The sequence below is a fragment of the Sporosarcina sp. Y1004 genome, from assembly GCF_057669665.1.
On record NZ_JBYHFQ010000041.1, the window covers coordinates 1 to 15,304 of the forward strand.

General features: G+C 41.7%; 13 protein-coding genes. 12 read left to right on the top strand and 1 reads right to left on the bottom strand.

The window, feature by feature from the left end:
* Positions 1–83: 83 nt before the first annotated feature.
* Positions 84–338, bottom strand: coding sequence for a GlsB/YeaQ/YmgE family stress response membrane protein (locus AC25Y6_RS18470; protein ID WP_482102548.1), 255 nt, complete (start codon positions 336–338; stop codon positions 84–86).
* Positions 339–883: 545 nt separating this feature from the next.
* Here AC25Y6_RS18470 and acnA point away from each other — a divergent pair.
* The 12 genes from acnA to fabG all read left to right on the top strand — a co-directional run bounded on the left by acnA (position 884) and on the right by fabG (position 15,294).
* Positions 884–3,598 carry an aconitate hydratase AcnA gene (gene acnA, locus AC25Y6_RS18475; protein ID WP_488144041.1) on the top strand — a complete coding sequence of 905 codons (2,715 nt, stop codon included), beginning with the start codon at positions 884–886 and terminating at the stop codon, positions 3,596–3,598.
* A gap of 119 nt (positions 3,599–3,717) precedes the next feature.
* The gene (locus AC25Y6_RS18480) at positions 3,718–4,143 is read left to right on the top strand and encodes an acyl-CoA thioesterase (protein WP_482102550.1); all 426 of its coding nucleotides are present in this window, start codon (positions 3,718–3,720) and stop codon (positions 4,141–4,143) included.
* Positions 4,143–4,454, top strand: coding sequence for a hypothetical protein (locus AC25Y6_RS18485; protein WP_488144042.1), 312 nt, complete (start codon positions 4,143–4,145; stop codon positions 4,452–4,454). The genes AC25Y6_RS18480 and AC25Y6_RS18485 overlap by 1 nt, the downstream gene beginning before the upstream one ends.
* A gap of 211 nt (positions 4,455–4,665) precedes the next feature.
* Complete coding sequence (locus AC25Y6_RS18490) at positions 4,666–7,785, top strand: AfsR/SARP family transcriptional regulator (RefSeq protein ID WP_488144043.1); 3,120 nt, start codon at positions 4,666–4,668, stop codon at positions 7,783–7,785.
* Positions 7,786–7,948: 163 nt separating this feature from the next.
* On the top strand, positions 7,949–9,196 hold the full coding sequence (locus AC25Y6_RS18495) for a substrate-binding domain-containing protein (RefSeq protein WP_488144044.1): 1,248 nt from the start codon (positions 7,949–7,951) through the stop codon (positions 9,194–9,196).
* A gap of 97 nt (positions 9,197–9,293) precedes the next feature.
* On the top strand, positions 9,294–10,067 hold the full coding sequence (locus AC25Y6_RS18500; RefSeq protein ID WP_488144045.1) for an ABC transporter ATP-binding protein: 774 nt from the start codon (positions 9,294–9,296) through the stop codon (positions 10,065–10,067).
* Positions 10,045–10,752 carry an ABC transporter ATP-binding protein gene (locus AC25Y6_RS18505; protein WP_488144046.1) on the top strand — a complete coding sequence of 236 codons (708 nt, stop codon included), beginning with the start codon at positions 10,045–10,047 and terminating at the stop codon, positions 10,750–10,752. The genes AC25Y6_RS18500 and AC25Y6_RS18505 overlap by 23 nt, the downstream gene beginning before the upstream one ends.
* Before the next feature lie 12 nt (positions 10,753–10,764).
* Positions 10,765–11,625, top strand: a complete 861-nt coding sequence (locus AC25Y6_RS18510; RefSeq protein ID WP_488144047.1) for a branched-chain amino acid ABC transporter permease — start codon at positions 10,765–10,767, stop codon at positions 11,623–11,625.
* 4 nt (positions 11,626–11,629) lie between these two features.
* Positions 11,630–12,634 (top strand): branched-chain amino acid ABC transporter permease, encoded by a 1,005-nt coding sequence (locus tag AC25Y6_RS18515; protein WP_488139617.1) that lies wholly within the window; start codon positions 11,630–11,632, stop codon positions 12,632–12,634.
* Positions 12,634–13,644 (top strand): 3-oxoacyl-ACP synthase, encoded by a 1,011-nt coding sequence (locus tag AC25Y6_RS18520; RefSeq protein WP_488144048.1) that lies wholly within the window; start codon positions 12,634–12,636, stop codon positions 13,642–13,644. The genes AC25Y6_RS18515 and AC25Y6_RS18520 overlap by 1 nt, the downstream gene beginning before the upstream one ends.
* 13 nt (positions 13,645–13,657) lie before the next feature.
* On the top strand, positions 13,658–14,557 hold the full coding sequence (gene phaZ, locus AC25Y6_RS18525) for an intracellular short-chain-length polyhydroxyalkanoate depolymerase (protein WP_488144049.1): 900 nt from the start codon (positions 13,658–13,660) through the stop codon (positions 14,555–14,557).
* Positions 14,554–15,294, top strand: coding sequence for a 3-oxoacyl-ACP reductase FabG (fabG, locus tag AC25Y6_RS18530; protein WP_488144050.1), 741 nt, complete (start codon positions 14,554–14,556; stop codon positions 15,292–15,294). The genes phaZ and fabG overlap by 4 nt, the downstream gene beginning before the upstream one ends.
* Positions 15,295–15,304 lie beyond the last annotated feature (10 nt).

Genomic DNA, 15,304 nt, shown 5'->3' on the forward strand with positions numbered 1-15,304 from the left:
ACCCCAGAAGTTAGATTTTGACTCTAACTTTTGGGGTGCACATCACGAATGGGGTCCATCTTTTTAGTGTCTATTTCTTAGATTTAAGAAGCTTTACGCATTGATTTCATGATTAGGCTCACAATGAATACAAGGATAAGTGCTCCGATGATGGCTGGAACAATATAGAAGTCAGAAACCCTTGGACCCCATTCCCCTAGAAGCATTCCACCAATCCATGCGCCGACGATTCCGGCAATAATATTACCAATGATTCCGCCTGGGATATCTTTCCCTAAAATCATACCTGCTAACCAACCGATGATACCACCAATAATTAAAAACCAAATGAAACTCATAACTGTCCATCTCCTTTTTAGTGATTTATGATTACCTCTACAGTATTTGTAATAACCTTTATTACAATACCCTAAACATCAAGAAGAAATAAATTACCAATTTTTTTGAGAATTAATGTAGAACAATAGCATAAAGCGTGTTTTTAAAATGACGTAGTGCTACCTGGGGGACCTATATTAGTACACCGGCAGCCAGCTATTTTTTTTGCAAAGAGAGTTCCAAAAGAATTGAAATAGGGTATGTATGTTAGGAAGAGTTAGCATCGACACGAACAGTCAATTTCATGCATACAATGGGCGTCTGCACTTTGGCGAAATGAAGGATTTAACAAACCATACAATATTTTCATGAGGAGGAATCTAGAATCTATTTTCATGTATGAAGCGTTTTTGCAAGACAAGAAGGGTCATAACATTAACTTATGATAGACTATAAAGTTAATGTATTTTACTTATGTGTGTAGGTATTATATGATGAAGTAGAGAAAAGACGCTTATTTACAGCCTTTTCAGCAGTTTTTTAAGATAAAAGGAGGAATTCAACAATGGCAAAAAGCAATTTGCATAACAGCCGAACATCATTCGACCTGAACGGGAAGACGTATAACTTTTATCGTCTTGCTGCACTCGAAGAAGCCGGCATCGCTAAAGTTTCCAATCTGCCTTACTCGATTAAAGTATTACTTGAATCCGTCCTGCGTCAACACGACGGCTATGTCATCAAAGACAATCATGTTGAAAACTTGGCGAAATGGGGGAAAGATGCAGACGCTGATGCAGAAGTACCTTTCAAACCGTCACGTGTTATTCTTCAAGACTTTACAGGTGTACCTGTTGTCGTTGACCTTGCATCACTTCGTTCAGCAATGGCAGCTATGGGCGGTGACCCTAACAAAATCAACCCTGAAATTCCAGTTGACCTTGTTATTGACCACTCCGTGCAAGTTGACCGTTACGGAACGGCGGAAGCACTTAACTTAAACATGGAACTTGAATTTGAACGCAACGCAGAACGTTACCAATTTTTAAGCTGGGCACAAAAAGCATACGATAACTACCGTGCAGTTCCACCAGCAACAGGTATTGTCCACCAAGTTAACCTTGAGTACTTGGCAAACGTTGTTCATGCAGTTGAAAACCAAGATGGTACATTTGAAACATACCCTGACACACTTGTTGGAACAGACTCTCACACGACGATGATCAACGGTATAGGTGTTCTAGGATGGGGTGTCGGTGGTATTGAAGCTGAAGCGGGCATGCTCGGACAGCCTTCATACTTCCCGATTCCAGAAGTTATTGGTGTAAAACTTGTTGGTCACCTTCCAAACGGAACAACAGCAACTGACCTTGCACTTAAAGTGACACAAACACTTCGTGAACACGGTGTAGTTGGTAAATTCGTCGAGTTCTTCGGACCTGGCGTTGCACACTTACCACTTGCAGACCGTGCAACAATTGCAAACATGGCACCTGAATACGGTGCAACGTGTGGATTCTTCCCAGTAGACGAAGAAGCACTAGATTATATGCGCTTAACAGGCCGTGAAGAGAGCGACATTGCAGTAGTTAAACAATACCTAGTAGAGAATGATATGTTCTTCACTGTAGAGAATGAAGAACCTACTTACACTGATGTTGTAGAAATCGACCTTTCTGGTATTGCTGCTAACCTTGCTGGACCGAAACGTCCACAAGATTTGATTCCTCTTACAGAAATGCAAAGCTCATTCAACGAAGCAGTTGTTGCACCTGAAGGGAACCAAGGTTTTGGTCTATCACCAAAAGAGTTGAAGAAAACAGCTACTATCGAATTCGCAGACGGACGTTCTGTCGAAATCAAAACTGGTGACCTTGCAATCGCAGCAATCACTTCATGTACAAACACTTCTAACCCATATGTTATGTTAGGTGCTGGACTTGTTGCGAAAAAAGCAGTTGAAAAAGGGCTTACACCTCCTGCTTATGTGAAAACATCACTTGCACCAGGTTCAAAAGTCGTTACAGGCTATCTGGAAGATTCAGGTCTTAATGTATTCTTGGATCAAATTGGATTTAATACTGTTGGGTACGGTTGTACAACATGTATCGGTAACTCTGGGCCACTACTACCTGAAATTGAAAAAGCAATTACTGGAAACGATATGCTAATGTCATCCGTACTTTCTGGTAACCGTAACTTTGAAGGACGTATTCACCCACTTGTGAAAGCAAACTACTTGGCTTCACCGCCACTTGTTGTTGCTTATGCACTTGCTGGAACAGTCGATATCGACTTCGATAAAGATCCAATTGGTAAGGACAAAGACGGCTTTGATGTCTTCTTCAAAGATATTTGGCCAACTACGGAAGAAATTCAAGCAGTTGTTAAAGCAACAGTTACGCCTGAATTATTCCGTAAAGAATATGCGCGTGTATTCACTGAGAACGAAGCGTGGAATGCAATTGAAACAACTGATGATTCACTATATGATTTTGATGAAAACTCAACTTACATCCAAAATCCACCGTTCTTTGAAGGTCTGGCAACAGAGCCAGCTGACATTCAAGCACTTTCAGGGCTTCGTGTCATTGGTAAATTTGGCGATTCAATTACGACGGATCACATTTCACCTGCAGGCGCAATCGGTAAAGATACGCCAGCTGGTAAATACTTGATTGAAAATGGCGTAAGCCCTCGTTTCTTCAACTCTTACGGTTCACGCCGTGGTAACCATGAAGTGATGATGCGTGGTACATTCGCTAACATCCGTATTCGTAACCAGATTGCTAAAGGAACAGAAGGCGGATTTACGACTTACTGGCCTACAAAAGAAATTATGCCAATCTATGATGCTGCTATGAAGTATCAAGAAGAAGGCACAGGACTTGCTATCATCACAGGTAAAGACTACGGAATGGGTTCTTCACGTGACTGGGCTGCAAAAGGTACTTCACTTCTTGGTATCCGTACAGTTATCGCTGAAAGCTACGAACGTATTCACCGTTCAAACCTTGTTATGATGGGCGTTCTACCACTTCAATTCATGAAAGGCGAAAGTGCTGAAACACTTGGTCTTACTGGTGAAGAGGAAATCAGCGTTAACATCGCAGAAGGCGTTAAACCACGCGATATTCTGAAAGTGACAGCAACAGCGAAAAATGGTTCTGTCAAAGAATTCGACGTACTAGCACGTTTCGACTCTGATGTTGAAGTTGATTACTACCGTCACGGCGGAATCCTACAAATGGTTCTTCGTGATAAAATGAAAGCGAACTAATTTCAATAACTAAGAAGGTGTCCGATTTATTCGGGCACCTTTTTTGTTGTGAAATTATTGCAACCTCGGGACAGCTTTTTCAGAATTGCTTTTGTATAATAGGTAGTGAGGTGATGGTAATGTTTATCAGTGAAAAAGAGATTGAAATCAGATATGCCGAGACGGATCAGATGGGGATCGTCTATCATGCGAACTATTTAGTATGGATGGAAATCGGACGCACGAAACTAATTGAGGACTTGGGCTATACATACGCACAACTTGAGGCGGACGGCTTCTTATCGCCAGTGACGGACTTATCCATCCAATATAAGGCGGCGATGAAATACGGTCAAAAAGCGACTGTGCGGACGTGGGTAGAGTCACACGGAAGGTTGCGTACGACCTACGGCTATGAAATCCTTCATGAAGACGGTACAATTTCAGCAACAGCAAAATCCGAACATGTCGTCGTGAAAAAAGAATCATTCCGTCCAGTTTCCTTAAAGAAAATCGCTCCAGAGTGGGATGCTTTATATACAGAAATTAAGCGGTGCAAAGACTAATGGCATTTGGAATTAGACGAGCTGAACTACAGGCATGGAAAAAAGCAGTCAGCGAAGGAGAAATGGCGTTTTTAACCCATTACTGGCTCGATGAACGCTTTCCGGGATGCAAAACAGTAACAAAGGCAGGCTGTGCAGATATGGACAAACTTGTTGAATGGGGAAAACAATATGGTTTGAAGCCGGAATGGATTGATATGCGCAAAGACTACCCTCATTTTGACCTGTTCGGTAAGCATGAACGGGACATTTTACTAAAAGAAGGACTGTTCGAACAGTTAGAACGGTTTGATCTAATCAAAAAAGCGTGAGGCATTGAGCCTTCACGCTTTTTTTCTATTGAATTATGATTCAATCCGACAATAACTATCACCCAATTCAGAACATTAGTATGCTAAACTTATAGAAAAGAAATAATTGGAAGGTGATAAACTGATGACCTATACTCCCGTGCTTCAATCAAAATTAATACCTCCAATTCCAACCTCAACATACATGCGAAGATCTTCCTTCATAAAAAAAATGAAAACGTCCGAACGAGTAAAATTGACATTATTACATAGTGGAGCAGGATTTGGAAAAAGTTCAGGCTTATCTTCTTACTTCAAAGATACCCGGTCCATTCATTCATGGTATAGCGTTACCGAAGAGGATGATGATATACTACCTTTTATTACTTATCTGATTCACAGTATTCAGCGTACAATTCCGAATTTCGGTCATTCGTTCGACGATTGGGAAAGCCCTTCGATGTACCCGAAAGAGGAGGACATTAATAGATGGCTTACTTTATTTATAAATGAAATTTGTGAAATTGGTGAACCGTTTTCGATTGTCATCGACGACTTTCATCATGTAGATCATGTCTTCCACATCACTTATATGATGGAAAAAATCATTGAATTCCTTCCACCCCATATTCACCTAATCATCGCAACTCGGACCCGTCCCAAATGGTCAAGTCTTATCAAGTTAAAAATGACTGCGCAACTATGTGAAATCACGGAGAATGATTTCGTTTTTTCCGATGAAGAAATTGCGGTATTCTACGAGGATTATTATAACAAAGTGTTAACGGAAGAAGAAACGGAAAACATCGTCCAATTAACTGAGGGATGGGCGATAGCGGTCAATCTCGTGGCGGTGCATATGATAGAGTCTGAAATCCCTTCCATAACAGCGATGAAGCTTGCATTGCATGATTTATTTTCTTATTTATCGGAAGAAGTATTTAAAAATATGGCATTAGAACATAGAGAATGGCTTTTGGCGTTTTCCATTTTTCCTGTTTTTTCCGAGCTTCTAGTAAAAGAATTTTACGGAGCAGAGGCGGCTTCAGTACTTCAAGAACTTGCCGGGCAACATGTCTTTATACAATCTTTAGGAGAAGATGGCACATATCGTTACCATGCTTTATTTCAACAATTTCTTGAAGCAAAATGGGAGCCGCTGGATTCCAATCGTTTTATATTCTTACAAAAAAAAGCAGCGGACTATTACAGTTCAGAAAATAATCCTGTCCAGGCTATTCACCATGCCATTAAAAGCAGAGATGATTTATTTATTGCTCAAAAATTAGCAGACACAGGTATCGCATTAGTGAAACTAGGTCAGTTCGACTGGCTTCTTGATACGATTAAAGAACTTCCGAAAACATTGCGAGATTCTTATTATACTCTTCATTATTATGAAGGAGAAGCCCATCGATATCGCGCGTTCTATGAAAAGGCAAGACAGGCTTACGAGGCTTGTCTGCAACTAGCTAAAGTAAATGATGACGCTCATTACCAAAGTCGGGCAAATGCCGGAATTGCTCATATTTATTTGGACACAATCCAGCCCGGACTGGCAGAGCCTTATTTACGCGAGGCTATTTCTTTCGGCCAAAGAAGTGTAAAGACAAATTTTAACGATATGGAAAGGTTAAAACGGCAATTCGCGGAGAATCTTGTAAATCTAGGGAAAGCTGTAGATGCTGCAATTTGGGTGGAAAATGAAGAAATAGATGAAAAAGTTCTTCGTGAAGGAAATCTGGACGCAAGGATTTTACTGCGAACCGGAAAGTTAAGGGAAGCCGAAGCGATTCTTACAGACCGAATTACAGACGATTCGTTCTTGCCAGATTCACATAGAGAAACAGACGTACTTTTATCCCTAATTTATTCTTTGATGGGTCAAGCTAAGTTGGCCATGGATAGTGCGTCAAAAGGCATTGAGGTTGGAGAAAGGGGGAAATCTGGTTTTGTTGAAGCTGTTGGTCGAATCCGGATGGGGCATGCAACCACAATCCATGATTCCTCTGAATTGCACATACCTGAGCACCATTATATGCAAGCTATACATGGAATGGATGAGCTCCGAGTATCAAGAGGGAAAGCGGAACCATATTTAGGACTATCTTTAATAAAAGCTCGGCAAGGCTTATTTGCGGAAGCGATTCGTTTTGGAGATGCAGGCCTGCGCGAGACTGAAAAAGTTTACGACAGTTGGCTTTCAAGCCTTATTCGAATTGGACTTTCTATTGTTCATTATTACGCCGGCAATTATAAGGAGTCGCTGGAGCATTCAATCATCGCGAATCGCCTTTTTAAGGAATGTGGAGACACTTACGGCGAGATGGTTACATCGTTTTGGCTCATGTGTATATATGATAAAACGGAAGATGATGACCGATTTTCAGAGCAAGCAAAATCATTTTCCGAGCTTTGCATAAACTCTAACTATCTCTTTTTCTTGATGAGCGAAACACTCTTTTCGCCTTTTGATAGGCAATCGATTTATCCTCTCTTTATTAAGGCCGGAAGTGAATGCAGCAATCATGATGAAATTCAACAAATCCTTCGCCACTTGAATTTAACAGACGTTTCAAATCACCCGGGATACAAAATCGAAGTTTGGTTATTGGGTCCGTTTAATCTTCATCTAGGAATCGAGGAAGTAAACGACCGTAATTGGCAAAGAGATAAGGCCAAAGAACTTTTTGTTTACTTACTTTTGAATCGGGAAAGATTTGTCACGAAAGAAGAAATCATGCGTGAACTTTGGGATACATCTGATGAAAAAAGTGCAGATAGAGACTTCAAAGTGGCGTTGAATGCATTGTTGAAAGTGTTGGAGCCGCATCGTAGCGCAAGGGGAAATCCCTATTTTATCGTTCGTAAACAGACGATGTATCGATTGAATCCAGATGCGGAAATCAGAACGGACTTGGATAAATTTCGAAAATACGCAGAAATCGGCGTATCGGAACGTTTTCCTTTAATTGCTATTGAACAACTATTAAAAGCGGCCGCGCTCTATAAAGGTCCGTTATTCGAAGAGAAGCTAACGATTGGTTGGATTTCTGATGAACGTGAACAGGCGGAACAGCGCTATATCAATGTGATTGAGCGAATCGCACAAACATATACACGGCTCCGTGATTTCGGTAAAACTGTATACTGGGCAGAAAAACTGCTGCGTATTGATGAAACATGGGAAGAAGCATACAGACTCCTCATGTTTGCCCATTACCAGCTCCAAAATAGATCACAATCCATTAAGTGGTATAAAAAATGTAGGGTGGTTCTGAAGGATGAACTGGATATCGAGCCGATGGAGACGACAGAACAGATGTACAGGATGATTATGAATGAATTGTAGGGGGACGTCCTTTAAGTGGGCGATCCCTTTTTTTTGTCTTATACTTGTTGACTTTGACCAGGTGCTTCCGCTTTTGTTCCTGTAACTGGTTTGTAACTGCCATTTTGTAGAGTAATAGTTAGTTAGAAAGCGTTTACAAACGATAAGAGAAAGGGGTTTATTCATGAAAAGGAGAACTTGGTTGGTTTCATTACTTGCCCTTATGTTGGTTTTTAGTTCGGCTTGTAGCAAGGACGGCGGTAGTTCAACGGGTACAACGGACACACCGGATGACGAAGGCGATAAAAAAGTAGAGGAAGTTGGAACCATCAAAGTAGGAGTGCTTGCCTCGTTAACGGGTGCACTAGAGTCATATGGGAAGCAGACACAGCGTGGCTTTGAACTTGGGTTAGAGTACGCGACGGATGGCACGATGGAAGTAGCAGGTAAGAAAATTGAAGTTGTTTTTGAAGATACGGAAACGAAACCTGAAGTTGCTGTACAAAAGGCAACTAAATTGCTAGAGGATGATGAAGTGGACTTCCTTGTTGGATCTTCGAGTTCAGGAGATACACTCGCTGTTTTACCTCTTGCAGAAGAATACGAAAAAATCATGATTGTCGAACCTGCTGTTGCAGATAGTATTACAGGTTCTGAATTCAATCCGTTCATTTTTAGAACGGCTCGTAACTCTTCTCAAGATGCTGTAGCTGGTGCTGCCGCCATTGCAAAACCAGGCGTCAAAATTGCAACATTCGCTCCAGATTATTCATTCGGCTGGGACGGAGTAGCCGCTTTCAAAAAGGCTGCTGAAGACCTAGGAGCTGAAGTGATTATTGAAGAATTTGCAGATCCCGCAGCAACAGATTTCACATCCAATTTGCAAAAAATTGTTGGAGCAAAACCGGATTACATGTTTGTCGTCTGGGCAGGCGCAAACTCCCCGTGGAATCAGATTTCCGATTTGAAGATGCAGGAAAAAGGCATCAAGATTTCAACAGGTGCACCTGACATTGCCGCACTTTCGATTATGGAACCGCTTGTAGGCATGGAGGGTTTCACAGTTTACTATCACACGCTTCCGAATAATGAAGTGAACGACTGGCTAGTCAAAGAACATAAAGAACGGTTCAACGGTGAAGTTCCTGACTTATTTACGCCTGGAGGGATGTCAGCGGCCATTGCAATCGTTGAAGCATTGAAAAAATCCAGTGGAGACGCTGATGGTGAAAAGTTGATTGGACTGATGGAAGGTATGTCATTCGAAACGCCAAAAGGAACAATGACATTTAGAGAAGAAGACCATCAAGCATTGCAAACACTCTATTCCATAAAACTTGAAAAGCAAGAGGGAATTGATTATCCAGTACCTGTTCTAATCCGAGAACTTTCTCCGGATGAAACCGAGCCACCAATTATGAACGATAAATAAAATAAACGGGACAGTCCAGTTAAACGGATCTGTCCCTCTCCACCAGATGAACGAGTTTCATCTGGTGGAGAGGGACAGATGAAAGGGGGCTAAATGTATGGAGCCGATTCTAAGAACGGAAAATTTGACGATTCGTTTCGGTGGTCATATAGCTATAGACCATGTGAATTTTGAAATGCCTGCAAATCATTTCAAGTCAATTATTGGTCCAAATGGTGCAGGGAAAACGACGTTTTTCAATTTGATTAGCGGGGAATTGAAAGCGACCGAAGGAGAGGTTTATTACAAAGGCGAACCTCTGTCTAAATCATCCGCGGTTTCAAGAACACGGAAAGGGCTCGGCCGTTCTTTCCAAATTACAAACGTTTTTCCAAACTTGACGGTTTTGGAAAATGTTCGCCTCGCGGTTCAATCGAAGGAGAAAATAAGGTATCAGTTGTTGCGCCACTTCACCAGTTATCCGCAATTAACTGAAAAAGCATACGAGCTGTTACATCTTGTCCTCTTAACTGGAAAAGAATATGCGATTGCGAGCCAACTGTCCCACGGCGAAAAGCGTAAGTTGGAGATAGCCATGCTACTCGCACTAGACACTGAAGTGCTTCTTCTTGATGAACCGACCGCCGGTATGTCTTTGGAAGAAGTACCTGCAATTTTGGATGTTATCCGTCAAATAAAAGGCACCGGTCAGAAAACGATTTTACTAATCGAACATAAAATGGATATGATTCTCGATCTTTCCGATTCCATTATGGTGCTATTTAACGGCAAGCTATTGGCAGATGGGAGTCCGCAGGAAATTATGGATAACGAACAGGTCCAAAATGCTTACTTGGGAGGGCTTTACGATGAACCCCTTACTGAAGGTTGAAGAGATTCACACGTACATCGGACAATACCACATCCTTCAAGGTATTTCGTTTGAAGCTCCGGTGGGGGAAGTCAGTGTATTGCTCGGCCGAAACGGTGCTGGTAAAACGACTACGTTAAAAACAATAATGGGACTAACGCAAGCTTCAAAGGGCTCAGTCACATTTAATGGAAAAAACATAACAAAAAAAGCGACGTTTGAAATTGCAAATCTAGGTATTGGTTACGTTCCAGAGGACCAAGGCATTTTCGGAGATTTGACAGTAGAGGAAAACATCAAAGTTGCGATGAAAAAGGAAGATGATGCAGCTTTAGAAAGGCAGGAATATGTTCTGAAGCTTTTCCCTGATTTAAAAACCTTTTGGAAAAAGGATGGAGGGCATTTATCCGGTGGTCAAAAACAAATGCTCGCGATGGCAAGAGCTTTCGTTAATGACAGCAAGTTGCTACTAATAGATGAACCTTCCAAAGGGTTGGCACCGATTGTTATTGAAAAAGTGATGGAAGCCATTACAGAAATGAAAAAAAGTACGACGATTATCCTTGTCGAGCAAAATTTCATGATGGCGAGTCGCATCGGAGATACATACACACTCATAGACGACGGAAAAACAGTCCATTCCGGTCTGATGAAAGAGCTCGTCCATAACGAAGAAGTAAAAAGGAAATATTTAGGAATAGGATAAGGGGGCTATGCGGTGGAATTGCTAATTAACTTGACGGTCAATGGCTTGGCAACGGGCATGCTTATCTTTCTTCTAGCCTCCGGACTAACATTGATTTTCGGATTAATGAGCGTCCTCAATTTTGCACATGGTGGCTTGTTTGCGTGGGGAGCGTTTTCCAGTGTCTGGTTTTATGGAATTACCGGAAGTTTTTTCATTGGTATTTTAGGTGCAATTGCTACGGGAATCGTTCTTGGTTTTATTACTGAAAAGATTATCATTACACCCGTTTATGGCAACCATGTCCAGCAAATACTCATTACTCTGGGCTTCATGCTTGTTCTTACTGAAATGTTGAAAGTTGTCTTTGGACCGAACCAGATTGCCGCAAAGGTACCTCCTTATTTGGCAGGTAGTTGGGAATTCGGAGATATCCTTCTAATTAAATACCGTATATTCATAATCCTAGTTGGTTTCCTTATCTTTGGTGCATTTCAATTCATATTGAAGAAAACAAAAATCGGACTTATCGTACGTGCAGGCGTTCTCAATAAAGACATGGTGCAAGCACTCGGCATTAACATTAAACGTGTATTCCTCTTCGTCTTTATGACTGGTGCGGCACTTGCTGCACTCGGCGGTGCGCTGATGGCTCCTTATTCAGGTGTTATCTATGCGGAAATGGGGATGGAATTCGCAATTTTGGCGTTCATCGTCGTTGTTATCGGTGGTATGGGAAGTTTTCCAGGTTCACTCCTTGCCGCTATTCTTGTCGGACTCGCGGGAAGTTATATGGCGTATTACGTACCGGCTTTATCACTTGCGGTTAATATGATCCTAATGGCGATTGTATTAATATTCCGTCCGCAAGGTCTTTTCACAGCAAAGGGGTGACGGCATGAAGAGAAAATATCAGTGGAACAACCTATTTCTCGTAATCATTGTCTTAGCTCTTGTAGCCTTCCCATTCGTGTCTGAATCGAGAACGTGGACGATTTTGCTGACTCAAATCTTCATCTTCTCAATTCTAGCTATGAGTTATGACATCTTACTCGGGTATACAGGTATCGTTTCGTTTGGTCATGCAATGTTTTTTGGAATGGGTGCATACACGACAGCTGTTATGCTGAAAAATATTGAGCCAACAATGGGCGTATTTATCCTATCGGTTGCTGCAGGTATGATTCTAGCGGGTATCGTTAGTTTTTTTATTGGATTATTGACATTACGCTTGAAAAGTCATTTCTTTGCGATGCTTACATTGGCCGTTTCTGGATTATTTCTAGTCCTAGCGGAAAAGTGGCGAACCGTGACCCATGGCAATGATGGTTTCACGTTTAAAGCGCCCGATTTTTTCAAAGATCGAATGATGTTTTACTTTGTTGTGTTGCTATTTCTAGTTCTCGTTTATATTTTCTTGCGGAGATTTGTCAATTCTCCACTTGGCAGGGTCCTCGTCGCCGTTAGAGAAAACGAACAGCGAACGAAGTCACTCGGATTCAATACGTTACATTATAAAGTAATCGCTTCTGTAGTTGCAGGTGTCGTTGCAAGTCTTGCAGGCTCGTTCTATGCAATATCACTTCGTTTCGTAAATACAAGTGTTCTCACAATGGATATAACGCTTGATGCCCTTCTTATGACGATTATCGGTGGCGTTGGAACACTTATAGGGCCAATTCTTGGAGCAGGAATTATCGAATTGACACAACACTATTTATCGGGACTTGCAAAAGACTATCCGATTTTCGAAAGATGGATTATTTTCTTCGGAATCGTCTATATAATTGCGGTCATCTTTTTCCCGAGAGGTGTTGTCGGTACGATACGCGAAAAACTATGGAAGCGTAATACACGCAAGTCACAAACTACAATAAACGCAGGCAAAAAGGAGGTCTTGTGATGGTCGTTGGAATCGTCAGTATAGGTGTGTATATTCCTGAAACTAAAATGACTGCCGAAGAAATCTCAGACCAATCTGGATTGCCCGTCGATATAGTCAAAAAGAAAATGGGAATCACGCAAAAGTCGATCCCAGGAGCGAATGATCATACAGTCGCGATGGGAATTTGGGCTGCACAAGAAGCATTAAGGAAAGGTAATATTGATCCAAAACACATCGATTTGATCATTTATATCGGGGAAGAGCATAAAGAATACCCACTATGGACCGCAGCAATTAAAATTCAAGAGGAGATTGGCGCTTATCATGCATGGGGTTTCGATGTAGCACAACGTTGCGGAACAACCATTACAGCTATGAAAATCGCGAAAAGTATGATGGAAGCCGATCCCTCCATCGAGATGGTCCTTTTAGCTGGTGGATATCGAAATAGTGATTTTATCGATTATTCGAATAGACGCACACGTTTCATGTTTAACCTTGGTGCTGGGGGTGCTGCAATGATATTAAAAAGGAACCATCTTGAAAACGTTATTTTGGAATCGGACATTATGACAGATGGTTCCTTTTCGGAAGATGTTGTTGTACCGATTGGAGGAACAAAAACGCCTTTGACGCCCGAAGACTTACAAAACGGTCTCTATCGTCTTGATGTACTCGATCCGGTTGGAATGAAAGCACGTCTCGAAAAAAAGTCGATGCAAAACTTCCTGAAAGTGATTCGTACTTCACTTGAAAAGAGTGGCTATTCGGAAGACCAAATCGGCTACTTAGCTATATTGCATATGAAAAAATCCGCTCATGACTTCATTATAAAAGAACTAGGTATACATGAAGATGACTCAATCTATTTACACGAATATGGCCATATTGGGCAAATAGACCAAATCCTATCACTCGAACTAGCTGAACAAGAAGGCAAATTGACAGATGGGGATATTGCTGTTCTTGTTAGTGCAGGAATCGGATACGCTTGGGGAGCAGTCACTGTAAAATGGGGAAAACAGTAAAGGGGTGAAGTGCATGGAACTCCAAAAGGTTACACTTCTAAATAATGAACAAATTGCTTTTCGGGAAAGACCTGGCGGTGAAAAGATAGTCATTCTTGTGCATGGAAATATGACTTCGTCAAAGCATTGGGATATTCTCATGGATGTGTTAGACGAGAAGTACAAAGTCTATGCACTGGACCTTCGTGGATTCGGTGAATCTTCTTATACCAACCGAGTTACAAGTATTAAAGATTTTTCAGATGACTTGAAAGGCTTTGTCGATGCGCTTGAATTGAAAGACTTCTCATTGGTTGGCTGGTCGACGGGTGGAGCAGTCTGTATGCAATTTGAAGCGGACTATCCCGGATATTGCGATAAACTCGTCCTGCTTGCCTCCGCCTCTACCCGGGGTTACCCATTTTTCGGGACAAAGAGAGACGGCAGTCCAGACTTAAGGCGGCGTTTAGTGACCATAGAAGAAGTCGCACAAGACGTAGGTAAAACAGTAGCAATTCAACACTTATATGACACCAACAACCGTGAAGGCTTGAAAGCGGTTTGGAACGCATTAATTTATACACATAACAAACCAGACGAAGAAAAATATGAACAGTATGTCGATGATATGCTAACACAACAAAACCTGGCAGATGTCTATCATGCATTGAACACATTTAATATTAGCGGTCATCATAACGGTTTACATGAGGGAACAAATCAAGCAAAAGACCTAACAATTCCAGTACTCATTTTAAGAGGAAATCGAGACTTTGTTGTGACGGAACAGATGACTCGTGAGATTGAAGAGGACCTTGGGGATAACGCGACGTATATCCAGTTGGACAACGTGGGCCATTCGCCGCTAATTGATGATTTGGAGAACCTGAAGGAAACGATTGAAAAATTTTTGGAGTGGGAGATGACTACATGAGATTAGATGGAAAAACAGCTATCATTACAGGTGGAGCAAACGGGATCGGGCTAGCAGCATGTGAACGTTTTGCGCAAGAAGGAGCACACGTTATAATGGCGGATTTTGATGAGACAATTGGAGTAGAACGTGAAGCGGAATTTACAGTAAAAGGTCTAGACGTGACCTTTCTACCAGTCGACGTCGTAAATCGCACGAGTGTGACACAATTGGTAGAAAATACGCTAGAACGCTTTGGTCAGATTGATATATTGGTCAATAACGCCGGCATTACACGAGACGCGACACTTGTCAAAATGGAGCTGGAAGATTTCCAACGTGTACTTGACGTTAACTTGACAGGTGTTTTTAATTGCACACAAGCTGTTATCCCGCATATGATCACAAATCAATCAGGAAAAATCATTAATACATCTTCGGTGAGTGGTATCTATGGTAACTTCGGGCAAACAAATTATGCCGCTACAAAGGCGGCAATTGTTGGAATGACCAAAACTTGGGCCAAGGAGTTCGGGAGAAAAGGCATTAATGTCAACGCCGTTGCCCCCGGTTTCACTGCGACTGCAATGGTCAGTAAGATGCCGGAAAAGGTTCTTGATGAAATGAAGGCCTCCACATCATTGCGTCGACTAGGCAAACCTCGTGATATTGCGAATGCCTATCTATTTCTTGCAAGCGAAGAATCCGATTATATACACGGTCATATCTTGCATGTCGACGGCGGTATTATGATGTAAAAAATGAAGG

Excerpts from the sequence above, each read along its gene's own strand:
- AC25Y6_RS18470 (WP_482102548.1), bottom strand. The coding sequence starts at position 338 with ATGAGTTTCATTTGGTTTTTAATTATTGGTGGTATCATCGGTTGGTTA.
- acnA (WP_488144041.1), top strand. The coding sequence starts at position 884 with ATGGCAAAAAGCAATTTGCATAACAGCCGAACATCATTCGACCTGAAC.
- AC25Y6_RS18480 (WP_482102550.1), top strand. The coding sequence starts at position 3,718 with ATGTTTATCAGTGAAAAAGAGATTGAAATCAGATATGCCGAGACGGAT.
- AC25Y6_RS18485 (WP_488144042.1), top strand. The coding sequence starts at position 4,143 with ATGGCATTTGGAATTAGACGAGCTGAACTACAGGCATGGAAAAAAGCA.
- AC25Y6_RS18490 (WP_488144043.1), top strand. The coding sequence starts at position 4,666 with ATGAAAACGTCCGAACGAGTAAAATTGACATTATTACATAGTGGAGCA.
- AC25Y6_RS18495 (WP_488144044.1), top strand. The coding sequence starts at position 7,949 with ATGAAAAGGAGAACTTGGTTGGTTTCATTACTTGCCCTTATGTTGGTT.
- AC25Y6_RS18500 (WP_488144045.1), top strand. The coding sequence starts at position 9,294 with ATGGAGCCGATTCTAAGAACGGAAAATTTGACGATTCGTTTCGGTGGT.
- AC25Y6_RS18505 (WP_488144046.1), top strand. The coding sequence starts at position 10,045 with ATGAACCCCTTACTGAAGGTTGAAGAGATTCACACGTACATCGGACAA.
- AC25Y6_RS18515 (WP_488139617.1), top strand. The coding sequence starts at position 11,630 with ATGAAGAGAAAATATCAGTGGAACAACCTATTTCTCGTAATCATTGTC.
- AC25Y6_RS18520 (WP_488144048.1), top strand. The coding sequence starts at position 12,634 with ATGGTCGTTGGAATCGTCAGTATAGGTGTGTATATTCCTGAAACTAAA.
- phaZ (WP_488144049.1), top strand. The coding sequence starts at position 13,658 with ATGGAACTCCAAAAGGTTACACTTCTAAATAATGAACAAATTGCTTTT.
- fabG (WP_488144050.1), top strand. The coding sequence starts at position 14,554 with ATGAGATTAGATGGAAAAACAGCTATCATTACAGGTGGAGCAAACGGG.